13 protein-coding genes, 1 tRNA gene and 2 rRNA genes (1 of these 16 running past the window's edge) are annotated in these 14,984 nt (G+C 59.3%); 8 read left to right on the top strand and 8 right to left on the bottom strand.

The genetic code is table 11. The annotated features are described in order from the left end of the window. Positions 1-17 precede the first annotated feature (17 nt). The 3 genes from rpmG to radC form a co-directional block, all read right to left on the bottom strand. Positions 18-185, bottom strand: coding sequence for a 50S ribosomal protein L33 (gene rpmG / locus I6L47_RS14440; RefSeq protein ID WP_005307500.1), 168 nt, complete (start codon positions 183-185; stop codon positions 18-20). Between the two features lie 11 nt (positions 186-196). Then, entirely contained in the window at positions 197-433 is a 237-nt protein-coding gene (rpmB, locus tag I6L47_RS14435) for a 50S ribosomal protein L28 (RefSeq protein WP_005307492.1), read from the bottom strand. Between the two features lie 136 nt (positions 434-569). Beyond that, positions 570-1,244, bottom strand: coding sequence for a DNA repair protein RadC (radC, locus tag I6L47_RS14430; protein WP_005339502.1), 675 nt, complete (start codon positions 1,242-1,244; stop codon positions 570-572). Between the two features lie 147 nt (positions 1,245-1,391). Here radC and coaBC point away from each other — a divergent pair, with 147 nt between their 5' ends. From coaBC to pgi, 5 genes are all read left to right on the top strand, one after another. Then, the gene (gene coaBC / locus I6L47_RS14425; RefSeq protein ID WP_005357385.1) at positions 1,392-2,594 is read left to right on the top strand and encodes a bifunctional phosphopantothenoylcysteine decarboxylase/phosphopantothenate--cysteine ligase CoaBC; all 1,203 of its coding nucleotides are present in this window, start codon (positions 1,392-1,394) and stop codon (positions 2,592-2,594) included. Between the two features lie 82 nt (positions 2,595-2,676). Continuing rightward, a complete protein-coding gene (dut, locus tag I6L47_RS14420; RefSeq protein ID WP_005355985.1) occupies positions 2,677-3,135 on the top strand; it encodes a dUTP diphosphatase in 459 nt (152 codons plus the stop codon). Between the two features lie 68 nt (positions 3,136-3,203). Further along, positions 3,204-3,800 (top strand): nucleoid occlusion factor SlmA, encoded by a 597-nt coding sequence (gene slmA, locus I6L47_RS14415; protein ID WP_216947677.1) that lies wholly within the window; start codon positions 3,204-3,206, stop codon positions 3,798-3,800. Positions 3,801-3,965: 165 nt separating this feature from the next. After that, complete coding sequence (locus I6L47_RS14410) at positions 3,966-4,802, top strand: mechanosensitive ion channel domain-containing protein (protein ID WP_005339493.1); 837 nt, start codon at positions 3,966-3,968, stop codon at positions 4,800-4,802. A gap of 347 nt (positions 4,803-5,149) precedes the next feature. Then, positions 5,150-6,799, top strand: a complete 1,650-nt coding sequence (gene pgi / locus I6L47_RS14405) for a glucose-6-phosphate isomerase (protein ID WP_123174042.1) — start codon at positions 5,150-5,152, stop codon at positions 6,797-6,799. A gap of 156 nt (positions 6,800-6,955) precedes the next feature. Here pgi and ilvC read toward each other — a convergent pair whose 3' ends face one another. Further along, positions 6,956-8,437, bottom strand: a complete 1,482-nt coding sequence (ilvC, locus tag I6L47_RS14400; protein WP_216947676.1) for a ketol-acid reductoisomerase — start codon at positions 8,435-8,437, stop codon at positions 6,956-6,958. A gap of 221 nt (positions 8,438-8,658) precedes the next feature. On the opposite strand from ilvC, the gene ilvY reads away from it, so the two are divergent. After that, positions 8,659-9,552, top strand: a complete 894-nt coding sequence (gene ilvY / locus I6L47_RS14395) for an HTH-type transcriptional activator IlvY (RefSeq protein ID WP_216947675.1) — start codon at positions 8,659-8,661, stop codon at positions 9,550-9,552. On the opposite strand, the gene I6L47_RS14390 is transcribed toward ilvY, so the two are convergent. Next, positions 9,541-10,401: a hypothetical protein gene (locus I6L47_RS14390; RefSeq protein ID WP_216947674.1), complete on the bottom strand. Its 861-nt coding sequence runs from the start codon at positions 10,399-10,401 to the stop codon at positions 9,541-9,543. The two genes, ilvY and I6L47_RS14390, sit on opposite strands and share 12 nt — an antisense overlap. Positions 10,402-10,593: 192 nt before the next feature. Between I6L47_RS14390 and I6L47_RS14385 the strand changes: the two genes are divergently transcribed. Then, positions 10,594-10,785 (top strand): hypothetical protein, encoded by a 192-nt coding sequence (locus I6L47_RS14385; protein WP_005339486.1) that lies wholly within the window; start codon positions 10,594-10,596, stop codon positions 10,783-10,785. A gap of 73 nt (positions 10,786-10,858) precedes the next feature. Then, a complete protein-coding gene (locus I6L47_RS14380) occupies positions 10,859-13,441 on the top strand; it encodes a bifunctional acetate--CoA ligase family protein/GNAT family N-acetyltransferase (RefSeq protein WP_216947673.1) in 2,583 nt (860 codons plus the stop codon). 257 nt (positions 13,442-13,698) lie between these two features. Here the strand turns inward: I6L47_RS14380 and I6L47_RS14375 are convergent. The 3 genes from I6L47_RS14375 to I6L47_RS14365 all read right to left on the bottom strand — a co-directional run. Continuing rightward, positions 13,699-13,775, bottom strand: a tRNA-Asp gene (locus tag I6L47_RS14375). Between the two features lie 97 nt (positions 13,776-13,872). Next, positions 13,873-13,987, bottom strand: a 5S ribosomal RNA gene (gene rrf, locus I6L47_RS14370). Positions 13,988-14,065: 78 nt separating this feature from the next. Further along, positions 14,066-14,984 (bottom strand): 23S ribosomal RNA (locus I6L47_RS14365) (it continues 1,971 nt past the right edge of the window).

Genomic DNA, 14,984 nt, shown 5'->3' with positions numbered 1-14,984 from the left:
AATGCAGCATCAAGTAATTACTTGATTTTGCCTTCCTTGTAGATCACATGCTGACGAACAACGGGATCAAACTTTTTGATCTCCATTTTTTCGGGCATGGTGCGCTTGTTTTTGGTAGTGGTATAGAAGTGACCAGTACCGGCGCTGGAGTTCAGGCGAATTTTCTCGCGAATACCTTTAGCCATGATCTAATTCCTTATACCTTAACACCGCTGGCGCGCAGTTCAGCCAGAACCACTTCAACGCCACGCTTGTCGATGATACGCATGCCTTTTGCGGATACGCGCAGGCTTACGAAGCGTTTTTCACTCTCAACCCAGAAACGGTGAGTGTGCAGGTTCGGCAGGAAACGACGCTTGGTGGCGTTGTTAGCGTGCGAACGGTTGTTACCAACTGCCGGGCGCTTGCCGGTTACTTGGCATACTCTAGACATGTCAGTCTCTCCAAATCTTACTTCATTGCTCGAGCAAATATCTGCCCCGCTGGCCTTCGATTGCGGGGCAAACAGAAGGCGGCATTTTATACAGCATCCGTGATCAAAGATCAACTAATACGGTGCCAGAGCACAGTTATAGCCAACCGCGCTCGGCAAAAGAAACCGTGATGCCATCACCGATCACCAAGTGATCCAGCACTCTGATATCGATCAGGGCCAAAGCGGCCGTGATCCGATCCGTGATCTGGCGGTCGGCCCTGCTGGGCTCGGCGACGCCGGACGGGTGATTATGCGCCAGAATCACCGCGGCTGCATTATGTTTGAGCGCGATCTGCACGATTTCTCTTGGCCAGACGCTTGCCGAGTCGATGGTGCCGAAAAAAAGCTCAACAAATTGAATGACTCTGTGCTGATTGTCGAGCAACAGCAGGGCAAACACCTCGCGCGGCCGATCCCGTAGCTGGGCCTGCAGATAGTCGCGGGTCAGCTGGGGCGAGGTGAGGGCATCGCCCCGTTGCAACTGCTCGGCCAGATGACGTCTGGCCATCTCCAGCACCGCCTGCAACTGGGCATATTTGGCCGGGCCAAGGCCGTGCGCCTCGCAGAATGCCCGTTGATCCGCCCCCAGCAAACTGCGTAAAGAGCCGAATTGATTCAATAGATTACGTGAAAGATCCACTGCACTCAGGCCATTGACGCCGGTGCGCAGAAAGATGGCGAGCAGCTCGGCATCGGAGAGCGCCGCAGGCCCCTGACGCAGCAGCTTCTCTCTGGGGCGTTCATCTTCCGGCCACTCTTTGATGCTCATTTGTCTCTCCCTCATCCCTGTTGAGAAAAAACATAGCAAAAAATTGCGCGCGCCCGACCACACCCCTTGATGCCAACCCCTGTCGTCATCCATTGCCTGTGGTATCTTAGCCGACCAGTCAGAATGAGCCGGATAGAGAAACAGCAGATGAGATTGGCCGATAAACGCATCCTGTTGGGTGTCAGTGGCGGGATCGCCGCCTACAAGAGTGCCGAGCTGGTACGCCGCCTGAAAGATCAGGGCGCCGAAGTGCGGGTGGTGATGACCCGCTCCGCCAAGGAGTTCATCACCCCGCTGACCCTGCAGGCGGTCTCCGGTCATCCGGTGGCCTACAGCCTGCTGGATCCCTCTGCCGAGGCGGGCATGGGCCATATCGAGCTGGCCAAGTGGGCCGATCTGGTACTGATCGCCCCCGCCAGCGCCAACCTGATGGCGCGCATGGCCGCCGGCATGGCCGACGAACTGCTGACCACCCTCTGTCTGGCCACTCCGGCGCCCATCGCGCTGGCACCTGCCATGAACCAGCAGATGTATCTCAACGCCGCGACCCAGGCCAACCTCAAGACCCTGGCCAGCCGCGGCATTCTGCTGTGGGGGCCGGATGCCGGCAGCCAGGCCTGTGGCGATGTGGGCCCGGGGCGGATGCTGGACCCCCTCGAACTGGTGGATCGCTGCTGCCAGCAGCTGGCCGCCGAGCCCTTGCTGGCAGGCGTCAAGCTGTTGCTCACCGCAGGGCCAACCCGCGAGGCGCTCGATCCGGTGCGCTACATCAGCAACCACAGCTCCGGCAAGATGGGCTACGCCATCGCCCGAGCTGCCCGTGAAGCGGGCGCCGAAGTGACGCTGGTGAGCGGTCCGGTGACGCTAGCTACGCCTGCTGGCGTGACCCGTGTCGATGTGGAGAGCGCGGAGCAGATGCATCAGGCGGTGATGAGCCGGGTCGGCGAGTGCGACCTCTTCATCGGCTGCGCGGCGGTGGCCGACTATCGCCCCGAGCAGGTGGCCAGCCAGAAGATCAAGAAAACCGGCGACAACGACCAGATGGTGGTGAAGCTGGTGAAAAACCCCGACATCATCGCGGCCGTCGGTGCCCTTTCAGACAAACCCTTCACCGTCGGATTTGCCGCCGAAACCGTGGATGTGGAACAATACGCCCTCGACAAGTTGCAGCGTAAGCGGCTGGACATGATCGCCGCCAACGATGTGTCCCGCGAGGGGCAAGGCTTCAACGCCGATGACAACGCCCTGACCGTGTTCTGGCAAGGGGGCCAGGCCCCGCTGCCGCTGGCCGACAAGCTGACGCTGGCCCGTCACCTGATCGCCCTGATTGCCCGCCACTACCGGCACTGAGCGTCCCGAAAGAACAAGACTCACGGCGCCCCGCCCTTGCCAAGAGGGGCGCCAATACAAGATCCAACTGAAAAAGCGATTCATGACTACACAAATTGAACTGAAGATTCTGGATGCCCGTATCGGTACCGAGTTCCCGCTGCCCGCCTACGCCACACCGGGCTCTGCCGGCATGGATCTGCGCGCACTGCTGGATGCGCCGCTGACTCTGGCTCCGGGCGATACCACCCTGGTGCCGACCGGTCTGGCCATTCACATCCAGGATCCGGGTCTATGTGCCACCATTCTGCCCCGCTCCGGCCTCGGCCATAAGCACGGCATCGTGCTGGGCAACCTGGTGGGTCTGATCGATTCCGATTACCAGGGTCAGCTGATGGTTTCAGTCTGGAACCGCGGCAAGGATGAGTTCACCATGCAACCCGGCGAGCGCATCGCCCAGCTGGTGATCATGCCGGTAGTTCAGGCCAGCTTCCAACTGGTCGATGAGTTCAATCAGAGCGAACGGGGTGAAGGCGGTTTTGGTTCTTCTGGTCGCCAATAACAGACCACACCAGCCCGATGGGCGGTGCCTAATAATAGAATCAAGCCATTGTTTTTTTAGGGGAATCCATGGCAAGCAGTAATCAGAAACAGAGTCGGCGCGATCAGATCCTGCAGGCGCTCGCCCATATGCTGGAAACCAGTCCGGGTCAGCGTATCACCACGGCCCGTCTGGCGGCCGAGGTCGGCGTCTCTGAAGCAGCCCTCTATCGACATTTTCCCAGCAAGGCGCGGATGTTCGAGGGGCTGATCGACTTTATCGAGGATTCCCTGCTGTCACGGGTCAATCTGATCATGGCGGAAGAGAAGGACACCATGGCACGCTGCCACCACATCCTGCAGCTGCTGCTGGTGTTCGCCGAGCGCAATCCCGGCATCACCCGTATCCTCAACGGCGACGCCCTGCTGGGTGAGCACGATCGGCTGCGGGATCGCATCAGCATCCTGTTTGACAAGCTGGAGACCCAGATCAAGCAGGTGCTGCGTGAGAAGCGACTGCGCGAGGGGCAAGGCTTCCAGCTCGACGAGACCATGCTGGCCAATCTGCTGCTGGCCTACTCCGAAGGCCGTATCAGCCAGTTCGTGCGCTCCGAGTTCAAGCTCAAGCCGACCGCCGGTTTCGAAGATCAGTGGCAATTTATCCGCAGCCAGCTGCTGCAGAGCTGATGGTTTTTTCGCATCATTCAGCAAAAAGAAGGGAGGCTTTGGCCTCCCTTCTTTTTTGTGTCAGGTTTTTATGGCAGAAAAGAAGTACCAGATGCGACCCGTACTGTCGCGCTGCGGTGTTAGATTTATCCACCATAAACCTTTTAGAACCTGACAGGACATCCTATGGAACCCGAAATCATTACCGAAGCGCAGACCTGGCTGGTCAATAATCAGGGACTGCTGATCGAATACGGCGTCAATATCGCCGCCGCCCTGCTGACCCTGCTGGTCGGCTATATCGCCGCCAACCTCATCAGCGGTGGCGTGGTCAAGGTGATGCAGGCCCGCAAGCTGGACACCACAGTCACTCACTTCGTCGGCAGCATCCTCAAATACGCCATTCTGGTGTTCGTGGTGATCGCCGCGCTGGGCCGTGTCGGCGTGCAGACCGCCTCCTTCGTCGCCATTATCGGTGCCGCCGGTCTGGCCATCGGTCTGGCGTTGCAAGGCTCGCTCTCCAACTTCGCTGCCGGCTTCCTGCTGATCATCTTCCGCCCCATCAAGGCGGGTGAGTTTATCGAAGTGGCAGGCACTGCGGGTGTGGTGCAGTCCGTTCAGCTCTTTACCACTACCCTCACCTCCGGTGACAACAAGATGGTGGTAGTCCCGAACTCCGCCATCCTCAACGGCACCATCGTCAACTACTCGCGCATGGATACCCGCCGCGTCGACATGACCTTTGGCATCGGCTACGGCTCTGACCTGCGCAAGGCCAAACAGATCCTCGAGCGTCTGGTAAGCGAAGAGCCGCGCATCCTGAAAGATCCGGCCGCTACCATCGCCGTTGCCGCGCTGGCCGACTCCTCGGTCAATATCGTGGTGCGCCCCTGGGTGAAAACCGCTGACTACTGGGGTGTCTGGTTCGACTTCCACGAGAAGGTGAAACTGACCTTTGATGCCGAAGGCATCGAGATCCCCTTCCCGCAGATGGTGATGCACATGCAAAAACCGCAGGCGTGATCGCGGTTCTGCTGCAACAGACAATGCCAGCCTTCGGGCTGGCATTGTCGTTTCTGGCCCCAGCCCATGGCCATGTCGATGCATAACCACGCCAACCGGATGAAAACAATTTCAGGCTATCGGGGTGGCCCCAATCATGAGCAAGCGCAAGATCCGCCTTGCTTTCGTGACACATAATCCCAATGTTCTGGTTGTATGCTCCCGGCAGTGACCCATTGCGGTAAAAGACAATCGGTAAAAATCTGTTACACGGGCCGCCCTATCGGCTCGCTATAATGCTCGGATAATAAGGTTTGGCGGGACCTTGCCTGCAAGGTTCAAACACAACTTGGCATTTCAGGAATCCTATGAAAAATATCAATCCAACCCAAACCCAGGCCTGGCAGGCACTGGAAGCCCACTTTGCAGCAAACAAAGAGACTCGACTCAAGGATCTGTTCGCGCAGGACCCGAAGCGCTTTGACAAGTTTTCCCTTACCTTCGGCGGCGACATCCTGGTTGATTACTCGAAGAACCTGATCACCGAAGAAACCCTCAAATTGCTGATTGATCTGGCCAAAGAGACCGATCTTCGCAGCGCGATCGATGCCATGTTCAATGGCGACAAGATCAACATGACCGAAGGCCGCTCCGTACTGCACGTGGCCCTGCGCAACCGCTCCGACCGCCCCATCGAGTGCGACGGCAAGGATGTGATGCCGGAAGTGAACGCCGTACTGGCCAAGATGAAAGGCTTCTGCGAGAAGATCATCTCCGGCGAGTGGAAAGGCTACACCGGCAAGGCGATCCAGCACGTGGTCAACATCGGTATCGGTGGCTCTGATCTCGGCCCGGTGATGATCACCGAGGCACTGCGTCCCTACAAAAACCACCTGCAGATGCACTTCGTCTCCAACGTCGATGGCACCCACATCGCCGAAACCCTGAAGAAGATCGATCCGGAAACCACCCTGTTCCTGGTGGCCTCCAAGACCTTCACCACTCAGGAGACCATGACCAACGCCCTGACCGCCCGCGACTGGTTTATCAATATCGCCGGTGACAAGGCCCACGTTGCCAAGCACTTCGCCGCGCTCTCCACCAACGGCAAGGCCGTGGCCGAGTTCGGCATCGACACCAACAACATGTTCGAGTTCTGGGACTGGGTTGGCGGCCGCTACTCCTCCTGGTCTGCCATCGGCATGCCCATCGCCCTGTCTGTCGGTTTCGAGAACTTCGAAGCCCTGCTGCAAGGCGCTTTCGAGATGGACATGCACTTCGCTACTGCCTCCTATGAGCAGAACGTGCCGGTACTGCTGGCGCTGATCGGCCTGTGGTACAACAACTTCTACGGTGCCGAGTCCGAAGCCATTCTGCCGTACGACCAGTATATGCACCGCTTCCCTGCCTACTTCCAGCAGGGCAACATGGAGTCCAACGGCAAGTACGTGGATCGTAACGGCAAGCCGGTTGACTACCAGACCGGCCCCATCATCTGGGGTGAGCCGGGCACCAATGGCCAGCACGCCTTCTACCAGCTGATCCATCAGGGCACCAAGCTGATCCCCTGTGACTTCCTGGCGCCGGCCATCAGCCACAACCCGATCGGTGACCACCACCCGAAACTGCTGGCCAACTTCTTCGCCCAGACCGAGGCGCTGGCCTTCGGCAAGAGCAAGGAAGAGGTCGAAGCCGAGTTCCTGGCTGCTGGCAAAACCCTGGAGCAGGTCAAGGATCTGGTGCCGTTCAAGGTGTTCGAAGGCAACCGCCCGACCAACTCCATCCTGTTCAAGAGCCTGACCCCGAAAACCCTGGGTGCCCTGATCGCCATGTACGAGCACAAGATCTTCGTACAGGGCGCAATCTGGAACATCTTCTCCTTCGACCAGTGGGGCGTGGAGCTGGGCAAACAGCTGGCCAACAAGATCCTGCCGGAGCTGGGCAACAACGAGGCTGTCACCAGCCACGACTGCTCCACCAACGGTCTGATCAACACCTGGAAAGCGTGGAAAGCCTGATTTATCGGGCCTTTCTGAATGCAAAAGCCCCGCTCGATGAGCGGGGCTTTTTTATGACTGTCAGGCTGATTTTTCTGGCTGGCCGAGCGGGTGTCCAGTCCGACCGGCGACGGGGATCGTCATCCCCGCCCCTTCATCATCCAGCTCGATGCAGGCTTAACCGCCAACAGCGATGCGTTTCATATCCTTCATGTAGCCGCGCAGTACCTGACCGATTTTTTCGATCGGGTGGTTGCGAGTCGCTTCGTTGGCCGCCAGCAGCGCCAGGTTATCCACGCTCTGCCCTTCCGCCTTGCTGGCACCCAGATCGCCCGCTTTCAGGGTCGGCATGAAGTGCTCACGCAGCAGCGGCACGGCGGCGTTGGCGAACAGGTAATTGCCGTACTCGGCGGTGTCGGAAATAACCACGTTCATCTCGTACAGGCGCTTGCGGGCAACGGTGTTGGCGATCAGCGGCAGCTCGTGCAGGGATTCGTAGTAGGCGGACTCCTCGTAGATACCGGAAGCCACCATGGTCTCGAACGCCAGCTCGACACCCGCCTTGACCATTGCCACCATCACCACGCCATTGTCGAAGTACTCCTGCTCGGCAATCTTGCCTGCAAACGCCGGGGCGTTTTCGAAGGCAGATTTGCCGGTCTCTTCGCGCCAGCCGAACAGCTTGGCATCGTCTTCGGCCCAGTCGGCCATCATGCCACGAGAGAATTCACCGGCGATGATGTCGTCCATGTGCTTCTCGAACAGCGGGCGCATCAGGGTCTTGAGCTGCTCGGAGAGCTCGAAGGCGCGCAACTTGGCCGGGTTGGAGAGGCGATCCATCATCAGGCTGATGCCACCCTGCTTGAGGGCTTCGGTGATGGTCTCCCAGCCGAACTGGAGCAGCTTGCCGGCGTAGGCCGGGTCTGTGCCTTCGGCAACCAGTTTGTCGTAGCAGAGCAGGGAACCGGCCTGCAGCATGCCGCAGAGGATGGTCTGCTCGCCCATCAGGTCGGATTTCACTTCCGCCACGAAGGAGGATTCCAGCACCCCGGCACGGTCGCCGCCGGTGGCAGAGGCCCACGCCTTGGCGATGGCCATGCCTTCGCCCTTGGGATCGTTCTCCGGGTGAACGGCGATCAGGGTCGGTACACCAAAGCCACGCTTGTACTCTTCACGTACTTCGGTACCCGGGCACTTGGGCGCCACCATCACGACTGTGATGTCGGAACGGATCTGCTGACCCTCTTCCACCATGTTGAAGCCGTGGGAGTAGCCCAGCGCAGCCCCCTGCTTCATCAGAGGCATCACGGTCTTCACCACGTCAGAGTGCTGCTTGTCCGGAGTCAGGTTCAGCACCAGATCGGCGGTCGGGATCAGCTCTTCATAGGTGCCGACCGCGAAGCCGTTGTCGGTAGCCTTCTGCCAGGAGGCGCGCTTCTCGGTGATGGCAGCCTTGCGCAGAGCGTAGGAGATATCCAGCCCGGAGTCGCGCATGTTCAGACCCTGGTTCAGGCCCTGGGCACCACAGCCCACAATCACCACCTTCTTGCCCTTCAGCACGTTGCAACCGTCGGCGAATTCCGCCCGCTGCATGAAACGACACTTGCCCAGTTGGGCCAACTGCTGACGCAGGTTCAAGGTGTTGAAATAGTTAGCCATGGTGATTGCTCCGTTCGATTGATTCCATGCCGGATAGCGGCGTTGTCTGAACCACTATAGCGCGGGACACTTATTGCCTGAACTGATATATTCGAAACAGTACATTGCAATAACTGAAACGCTCACCCTTCATAATCGCCTGCTGAATGTACCGCGAGATGGCAGAAACAAGCCGCCAACCGCTGGATATCGGGCACACAAGCCGCGCCAGGAGCTGAAAGATGGACCTTCGCAATCTCGAGCTGTTTCTCCACCTCGCCGACTCCCTTCATTTCGGCAAAAGCGCCGATACCATGGCGGTCAGCCCTTCCACCCTGAGCCGCGCCATCCAGCGGCTGGAGCAGGAGACCGGCTGCATCCTGTTCGAACGGGACAACCGCTCGGTACGGCTCACCCCCGCTGGCGAGAAGCTGCGCGAATTCGGCGGCGGCCTGTTGCAGGAGTGGCGTCAGCTCAAGCAGGAGCTCAAACGCAGCGATGAACCGCTGCAGGGGCGGCTGCGGGTCTTCTGCTCGGTCACCGCCAGCTACTTTCTGCTACCCGAGGTGCTGGAGCGCTTTCGCCGCCGCTACCCCCAGCTGGAGATCAAGCTGGAGACCGGCGACCCGGCGCTGGCGGTGGACAAGATCCTGGCCGATGAGGCCGATCTCGCCATCGCCGCCCGCCCCGATGCTCTGCCCGCCAAGCTGGAGTTCGCCAGCCTGCAGCTGGTACCGCTGGTCTTTATCGCGCCGCGCAATGCCCCGCAGCTGAACCAGTGGTTCCGTCAGGGAGAACCTGATTGGGAGCAGCTGCCAGTCATCCTCTCCGAGCAGGGGCTGGCCCGCAAACGCAGCGATCAGTGGTTTCGCAACAAGGGGATAGCACCCAACATCTATGCCGAAGTGGCGGGTAACGAGGGAATCGTCGCCATGGTGGCGCTCGGCTGTGGCGTGGGGCTGGTGCCGGCAGCGGTGATCGACCATAGCCCGCTCGGCGACAAGGTGCGGATCATCGACCTCAAGCCAGCCTTCAAGCCATTTGATGTGGGGATCGGGGTACTCAAGAAGCGGCTGGAGGAACCGCTGATCCGCGCCTTCTGGGATACCGCGCAGAATCAGGGCTCACTGCGCTGACACCGGTTTATAGATAAGGGCCGGATCGGCCATCATGATGCGGCTGGGCAGCGGCAAGTCGGGGTTGTGCAGCTCGAGGCGCACCCGCTCATCCAGTTTCAGCCGCCGAATGGTGCTGCCAAATCCCTCCTCGAAGACCCGGTCAAAAGCACCAGACTGCCGCGCCCGCAGCAGGCCAAGCTCGATGCGCTGGGCCAGCTCCGGATATTTTGGCGAGACAAAGAAGAGCAGCGCCAGCGGATAGCGAAACACCAGACGGGGCTCGATGGCGAGATCCGGATGCAGCCTTAGCTCATCCTCGACCTCGATGACCGAGCGCAGGAAGCAGTCAAAGCGCTTCTTGCGCAGCATATTGAAGAGCGCCTCATAGAGATTGCCCACCGTCACCTTGAGGCCGTTAGCCCGCAGCAACTGGGTGTCTGGCCAGGATCTGTGCTGACCGATGGAGAGTCCGGCGCGATGCCAGTCCGCCAACGACCCGATGGCGGCAAAACGCCTCTCATCCCCCTGCCGAACCAGACACACCCGCCACCCCAGCAGCCCCTTGGCCAGCGGAATGTGGATTGCCAGCAACTCCCGTTCTCGCTCACCATCGGGGGCAAAAACACCGACCTGAACCAGCTCGCCGCTGCGCAGCTCCTTCACCGCCCGCCCCTGCTCCATTTGCGGGCTGGAAACCAACTGGTAGGGGCCATATTCGGGCACGGTGAGATCGAGAGAGAGGCGCAGCAACTGGACGACGGCGGGGTTGGGGTGATCCAGCAGCAGATTCCAGGCGCGGATAGGCTGCTCGGTTGCCGATACGCCAACCGTCCACAGTGCCATGCACCACCACCAGACTCTGATCATCCTGCGCACCATCCGTGCCTCATGCTCCTCGCCATACTATAACGCCAGCCAGCACCTCAACGGCGCCCTCTCTGAAAGATGTGTGAGCACTCTCGTGTCAAATCTCGTGTCAAAAGTGACAATAGGCAAACCCGGCAGGTCATCGCAGACTGGGCGTTCATCAACAAACGCCAAGGCGCAGGGAGGAGAGCCATGAAACAGCATCTGGTAGAGATCAAGGGTTCAACCCTGTTTGACGAGTATCTGCAAAGCATGGGCGTGCCCAGCACGGCGCTCGACCGGGAGCAGGATATCTATCTGCAGGAACGCCACCTGGGAGCCATTCGCCGGGTGCAAGGCGAACTGCGCTTTTATCTGCGAGCCAATGCCCTGAACAAACGGTGATCAAGATCCGGTCACAGAACCCGCAGCAAAGGCGTATTAGACTAGTATCTTCCCCCTTTTGTCGGGAGTGCCCATGAAAGCAAGCGGTCTGGATCGGCTGTTCAAACCCCACTCAATCGCCGTGATCGGCGCCTCGACTGACCCGCTCAAGGCGGGTCATGTGATCGTGCGCCACCTGCTGGCGGGCCAGTTCAAAGGGCCCATCCTCCCCGTCACCCCGCGTAACAAGGCCATCGCCGGCGTGCTGGCCTATCCCGATATTGCCAGCCTGCCGCTGACCCCGGATCTCGCCATCATCTGCACCAGACGGGAGCGGGTCTTGCCGTTGCTGGAAGCGCTCGGCCAAAAGGGCGCGGGAGCTGCCATCATACTGGCCGCCGACTTTTCCCCCGAGGAGCGGCTGGAGCTGAAACGGGTCTGCCAGCAATATGGCATTCGCCTGCTCGGCCCCAACAGCATGGGGATGCTGCTGCCCGGCCAGGGGATCAACGCCAGCTTTTCCCCTATTGCCGCCAAGCCGGGACAGGTCGCCTTTCTGTCGCAATCCGCCGCCGTCAGCACCACCATTCTGGATTGGGCCAAGCAGCATGAACTGGGCTTTTCCGCCTTCATCTCCCTTGGTGATCACTGCGACATCGACTTCGGCCAGCTGCTGGATCAACTCTCCCGCGACAGCGTCACCCGCGCCATTTTGATCTATATGGACAAGTTGCACGACGCCCGCCACTTTCTCTCGGCGGCGCGGGCAGCCTCGCGCAACAAGCCGATCCTGGTACTGAAAAGCGGGCGCCACGAACCGGCCCACGGTCTCGACAATGTTTATGACGCCGCTATCCGCCGTGCCGGCATGCTGCGGGTGCGGGATACCCACGAACTGTTTGCCGCGGTGGAAACCCTCAGCCACTCCATGACCCTCAAGGGGGAGCGGCTCGCCATCATCTCCAACGGTCGCGGGCTGGCCAATATGGCGGTGGATGTACTGCTGGAGCGAGGCGGCAAGCTGGCTCTCCCGCCGCTCGACATCGGCAGCGATGCCACCATCACCACCTATCAGGAGGCGCTGGACAACGTGTTGCAGGAAGATGGCATCGACGCCATCCTGATCATCCACGCCCCCTCGCTCACGGCACCGAGCTCGCCGCTGGCCAGCCATCTTATCGCCCATCTGAAACAGCATCCCAGAGCGCGCCGTTTCAATATCCTCACCAACTGGGCGGGCGAATACTCGGCGCAGGAGGGTCGCAAACTCTTTACCGAGGCGGGCTTCCCGACCTACCGCACGCCGGAAAGCGCCATGGCGGCCTTCATGCACATGGTGGAATACCGCCGCAACCAGAAGCAGTTGATGGAGACACCGGCATCCCTGCATGGCAACCAGCTCAATGTCGAGCTGTGCCAGCAACTGATCCATCAGGCGCAGGAGCGCAAGCAACTGAGGCTGGATACCCATCTAGTACACCCGATTTTGCAAGCCGCCGGTCTCTCGACCCTGCCAACCTGGATCGTTACCGATGCCATCGAGGCGACCCTGACCGCCGAGCAGATCGGCTATCCAGTAGCGGTAAAACTGCGCTCGCCCGATATCCTGCACAAGTCTGCCGTACACGGCGTGGTGCTCAATCTGCGCACCTCGGCCGAAGTGGCGCAAGCCGCAGATGCCATTCTGGACAGGGTCAAACAGCATGATCCGGGCGCCCGCATCGAAGGCTTGCTGGTGCAGCGGATGGCTCGCCGCAGCGGCGGCCTGGAGCTGCGGGTGCGGATCCAGCAAGACGCCATCTTTGGCCCCGTCATTCTGCTGGGCGAGTCGGGCGCCGAACCACAGGAGATGGTAGCAGCGCTACCGCCGCTCAATCAGGCGCTGGCTCGTTACCAGATCATCGGTGCGCTCAAGTGCCGCAAGATCCGCGAACAGGCCACGCCGGAGCGACTGGATATCGATGCCTTGGGCCAAGTGCTTTGCCAGCTCTCCGAGCTATTGCTCGCCTTTCCTGAGATTCAGGAACTGGACCTGCACCCGCTGCAAGCGTGTGGTGCCGAGATGGTGGTGCTGGATGCCAGCCTCACACTGACTGACCCTACCATCCCGACAATCAACCGACTGGCGATCCGCCCCTATCCTACCGAATTGGAGGAGGGTGCCTGGCTTAAAGATCAGCGCCATATCCTGCTGCGCCCAATCCGGCCGGAAGATGAACCGGCTCACAAGCAGTTCGTGCTGCAGGTCTCCGATGAAGACAGGTACAAACGCTTCTTCGCCGATGTAGGCGAGCTGGGCCATGAAGAGCTGGCTCGCATGACCCAGATCGATTACGACCGGGAGATGGCATTCGTAGCGGTGGGGCAAGATGGCGAGCTGCAGGATCAAATCCTCGGCGTGGTACGCGCCATTTCGACCCCGGACCAGAGCGATGCCGAGTTTGCCATTCTGGTGCGATCGGACTTGAAAGGGGTGGGTCTCGGCAAATTGATGATGGAGAAGATCATCCGTTACGCCAAAGAGCAGGGGATTGGCCAGCTATCCGGCATGACCATGCCCAGCAATCGCGGCATGGTCAACCTCGCCAAACGGCTGGGCTTCAAGATCGATGTGCAAATGGAAGAGGGGGTGGTCAATATGGAACTTCCCTGTAGTCGGCAAACGACAGAAGCCTGATTTGACCCCTTGTAGACTCGTTCAAATGGCTGATAAGGCCCGGATATAGCCAGAAAATGGCGGGAATAACCGGCCATCTGGCACTCTTACTTGGCAGGGAAAAGCCAGATATTGGTGGTTTAACACGCTAAAAATACAAAAGCCCGGTCGTGAGACTGGGCCTTTGTACTCGTTCTGATGTGCAAACCTGTGGGTCTTGTGGGCAAAAAACGCCCATAGCAAAAAGGCCTTCCCATCTGGGAAGGCCTTCAAATTAGTGGCGGAGCGGACGGGACTCGAACCCGCGACCCCCGGCGTGACAGGCCGGTATTCTAACCGACTGAACTACCGCTCCGCATTCGGTTAACTTGCGCTAAATCTTCTGCTGCTTCTTCTGAGGTGTCATCCTCGCAGCCAGTGACGTGATTCTTCACATCGCTGTTTAATTGGGTGCCTGGCAGTGTCCTACTCTCGCATGGCGAATGCCACACTACCATCGGCGCTACCGCGTTTCACTTCTGAGTTCGGCATGGGATCAGGTGGTTCCACGGCGCTATGGCCGCCAGGCAAATTCTTCAATCTGTGAAAGCTGATGTAAGTAGTATCGTATTCGTTACAAGGCTCGAAACACTTCTTGGGTGTTGTATGGTTAAGCCTCACGGGTAATTAGTATGGGTTAGCTCAACACGTCGCCGCGCTTACACACCCCACCTATCAACGTTGTGGTCTCCAACGGCCCTTTAGGACCCTCAAGGGGTCAGGGATGACTCATCTCAGGGCTCGCTTCCCGCTTAGATGCTTTCAGCGGTTATCGATTCCGAACTTAGCTACCGGGCAGTGCCACTGGCGTGACAACCCGAACACCAGAGGTTCGTTCACTCCGGTCCTCTCGTACTAGGAGCAACTCCCTTCAATCATCCAACGCCCACGGCAGATAGGGACCGAACTGTCTCACGACGTTCTGAACCCAGCTCGCGTACCACTTTAAATGGCGAACAGCCATACCCTTGGGACCGACTTCAGCCCCAGGATGTGATGAGCCGACATCGAGGTGCCAAACACCGCCGTCGATATGAACTCTTGGGCGGTATCAGCCTGTTATCCCCGGAGTACCTTTTATCCGTTGAGCGATGGCCCTTCCATTCAGAACCACCGGATCACTATGACCTACTTTCGTACCTGCTCGACCTGTCCGTCTCGCAGTTAAGCTGGCTTATGCCATTGCACTAACCTCCTGATGTCCGACCAGGATTAGCCAACCTTCGTGCTCCTCCGTTACTCTTTGGGAGGAGACCGCCCCAGTCAAACTACCCACCAGGCACTGTCCGCGAGCCCGATTCAGGGCCCTGCGTTAGAACATCAAACATACAAGGGTGGTATTTCAAGGACGGCTCCAGCGCAACTGGCGTCACGCCTTCAAAGCCTCCCACCTATCCTACACATGTAGGTTCAATGTTCAGTGCCAAGCTGTAGTAAAGGTTCACGGGGTCTTTCCGTCTAGCCGCGGGTACACCGCATCTTCACGGCGAATTCGATTTCACTGAGTCTCGGGTGGAGACAGCAT

The organism is Aeromonas sp. FDAARGOS 1417, from assembly GCF_019046985.1.
Lineage (GTDB): Bacteria > Pseudomonadota > Gammaproteobacteria > Enterobacterales > Aeromonadaceae > Aeromonas > Aeromonas veronii.
The sequence above is the reverse complement of the archived record's forward strand: the minus strand, read 5'-3'. Positions and strand labels throughout refer to the sequence as shown.

Bases quoted from the DNA above. Each gene is read 5' to 3' on its own strand.
- rpmG (WP_005307500.1), bottom strand. From the start codon at position 185: ATGGCTAAAGGTATTCGCGAGAAAATTCGCCTGAACTCCAGCGCCGGT.
- rpmB (WP_005307492.1), bottom strand. From the start codon at position 433: ATGTCTAGAGTATGCCAAGTAACCGGCAAGCGCCCGGCAGTTGGTAAC.
- radC (WP_005339502.1), bottom strand. From the start codon at position 1,244: ATGAGCATCAAAGAGTGGCCGGAAGATGAACGCCCCAGAGAGAAGCTG.
- coaBC (WP_005357385.1), top strand. From the start codon at position 1,392: ATGAGATTGGCCGATAAACGCATCCTGTTGGGTGTCAGTGGCGGGATC.
- dut (WP_005355985.1), top strand. From the start codon at position 2,677: ATGACTACACAAATTGAACTGAAGATTCTGGATGCCCGTATCGGTACC.
- slmA (WP_216947677.1), top strand. From the start codon at position 3,204: ATGGCAAGCAGTAATCAGAAACAGAGTCGGCGCGATCAGATCCTGCAG.
- I6L47_RS14410 (WP_005339493.1), top strand. From the start codon at position 3,966: ATGGAACCCGAAATCATTACCGAAGCGCAGACCTGGCTGGTCAATAAT.
- pgi (WP_123174042.1), top strand. From the start codon at position 5,150: ATGAAAAATATCAATCCAACCCAAACCCAGGCCTGGCAGGCACTGGAA.
- ilvC (WP_216947676.1), bottom strand. From the start codon at position 8,437: ATGGCTAACTATTTCAACACCTTGAACCTGCGTCAGCAGTTGGCCCAA.
- ilvY (WP_216947675.1), top strand. From the start codon at position 8,659: ATGGACCTTCGCAATCTCGAGCTGTTTCTCCACCTCGCCGACTCCCTT.
- I6L47_RS14390 (WP_216947674.1), bottom strand. From the start codon at position 10,401: ATGATCAGAGTCTGGTGGTGGTGCATGGCACTGTGGACGGTTGGCGTA.
- I6L47_RS14385 (WP_005339486.1), top strand. From the start codon at position 10,594: ATGAAACAGCATCTGGTAGAGATCAAGGGTTCAACCCTGTTTGACGAG.
- I6L47_RS14380 (WP_216947673.1), top strand. From the start codon at position 10,859: ATGAAAGCAAGCGGTCTGGATCGGCTGTTCAAACCCCACTCAATCGCC.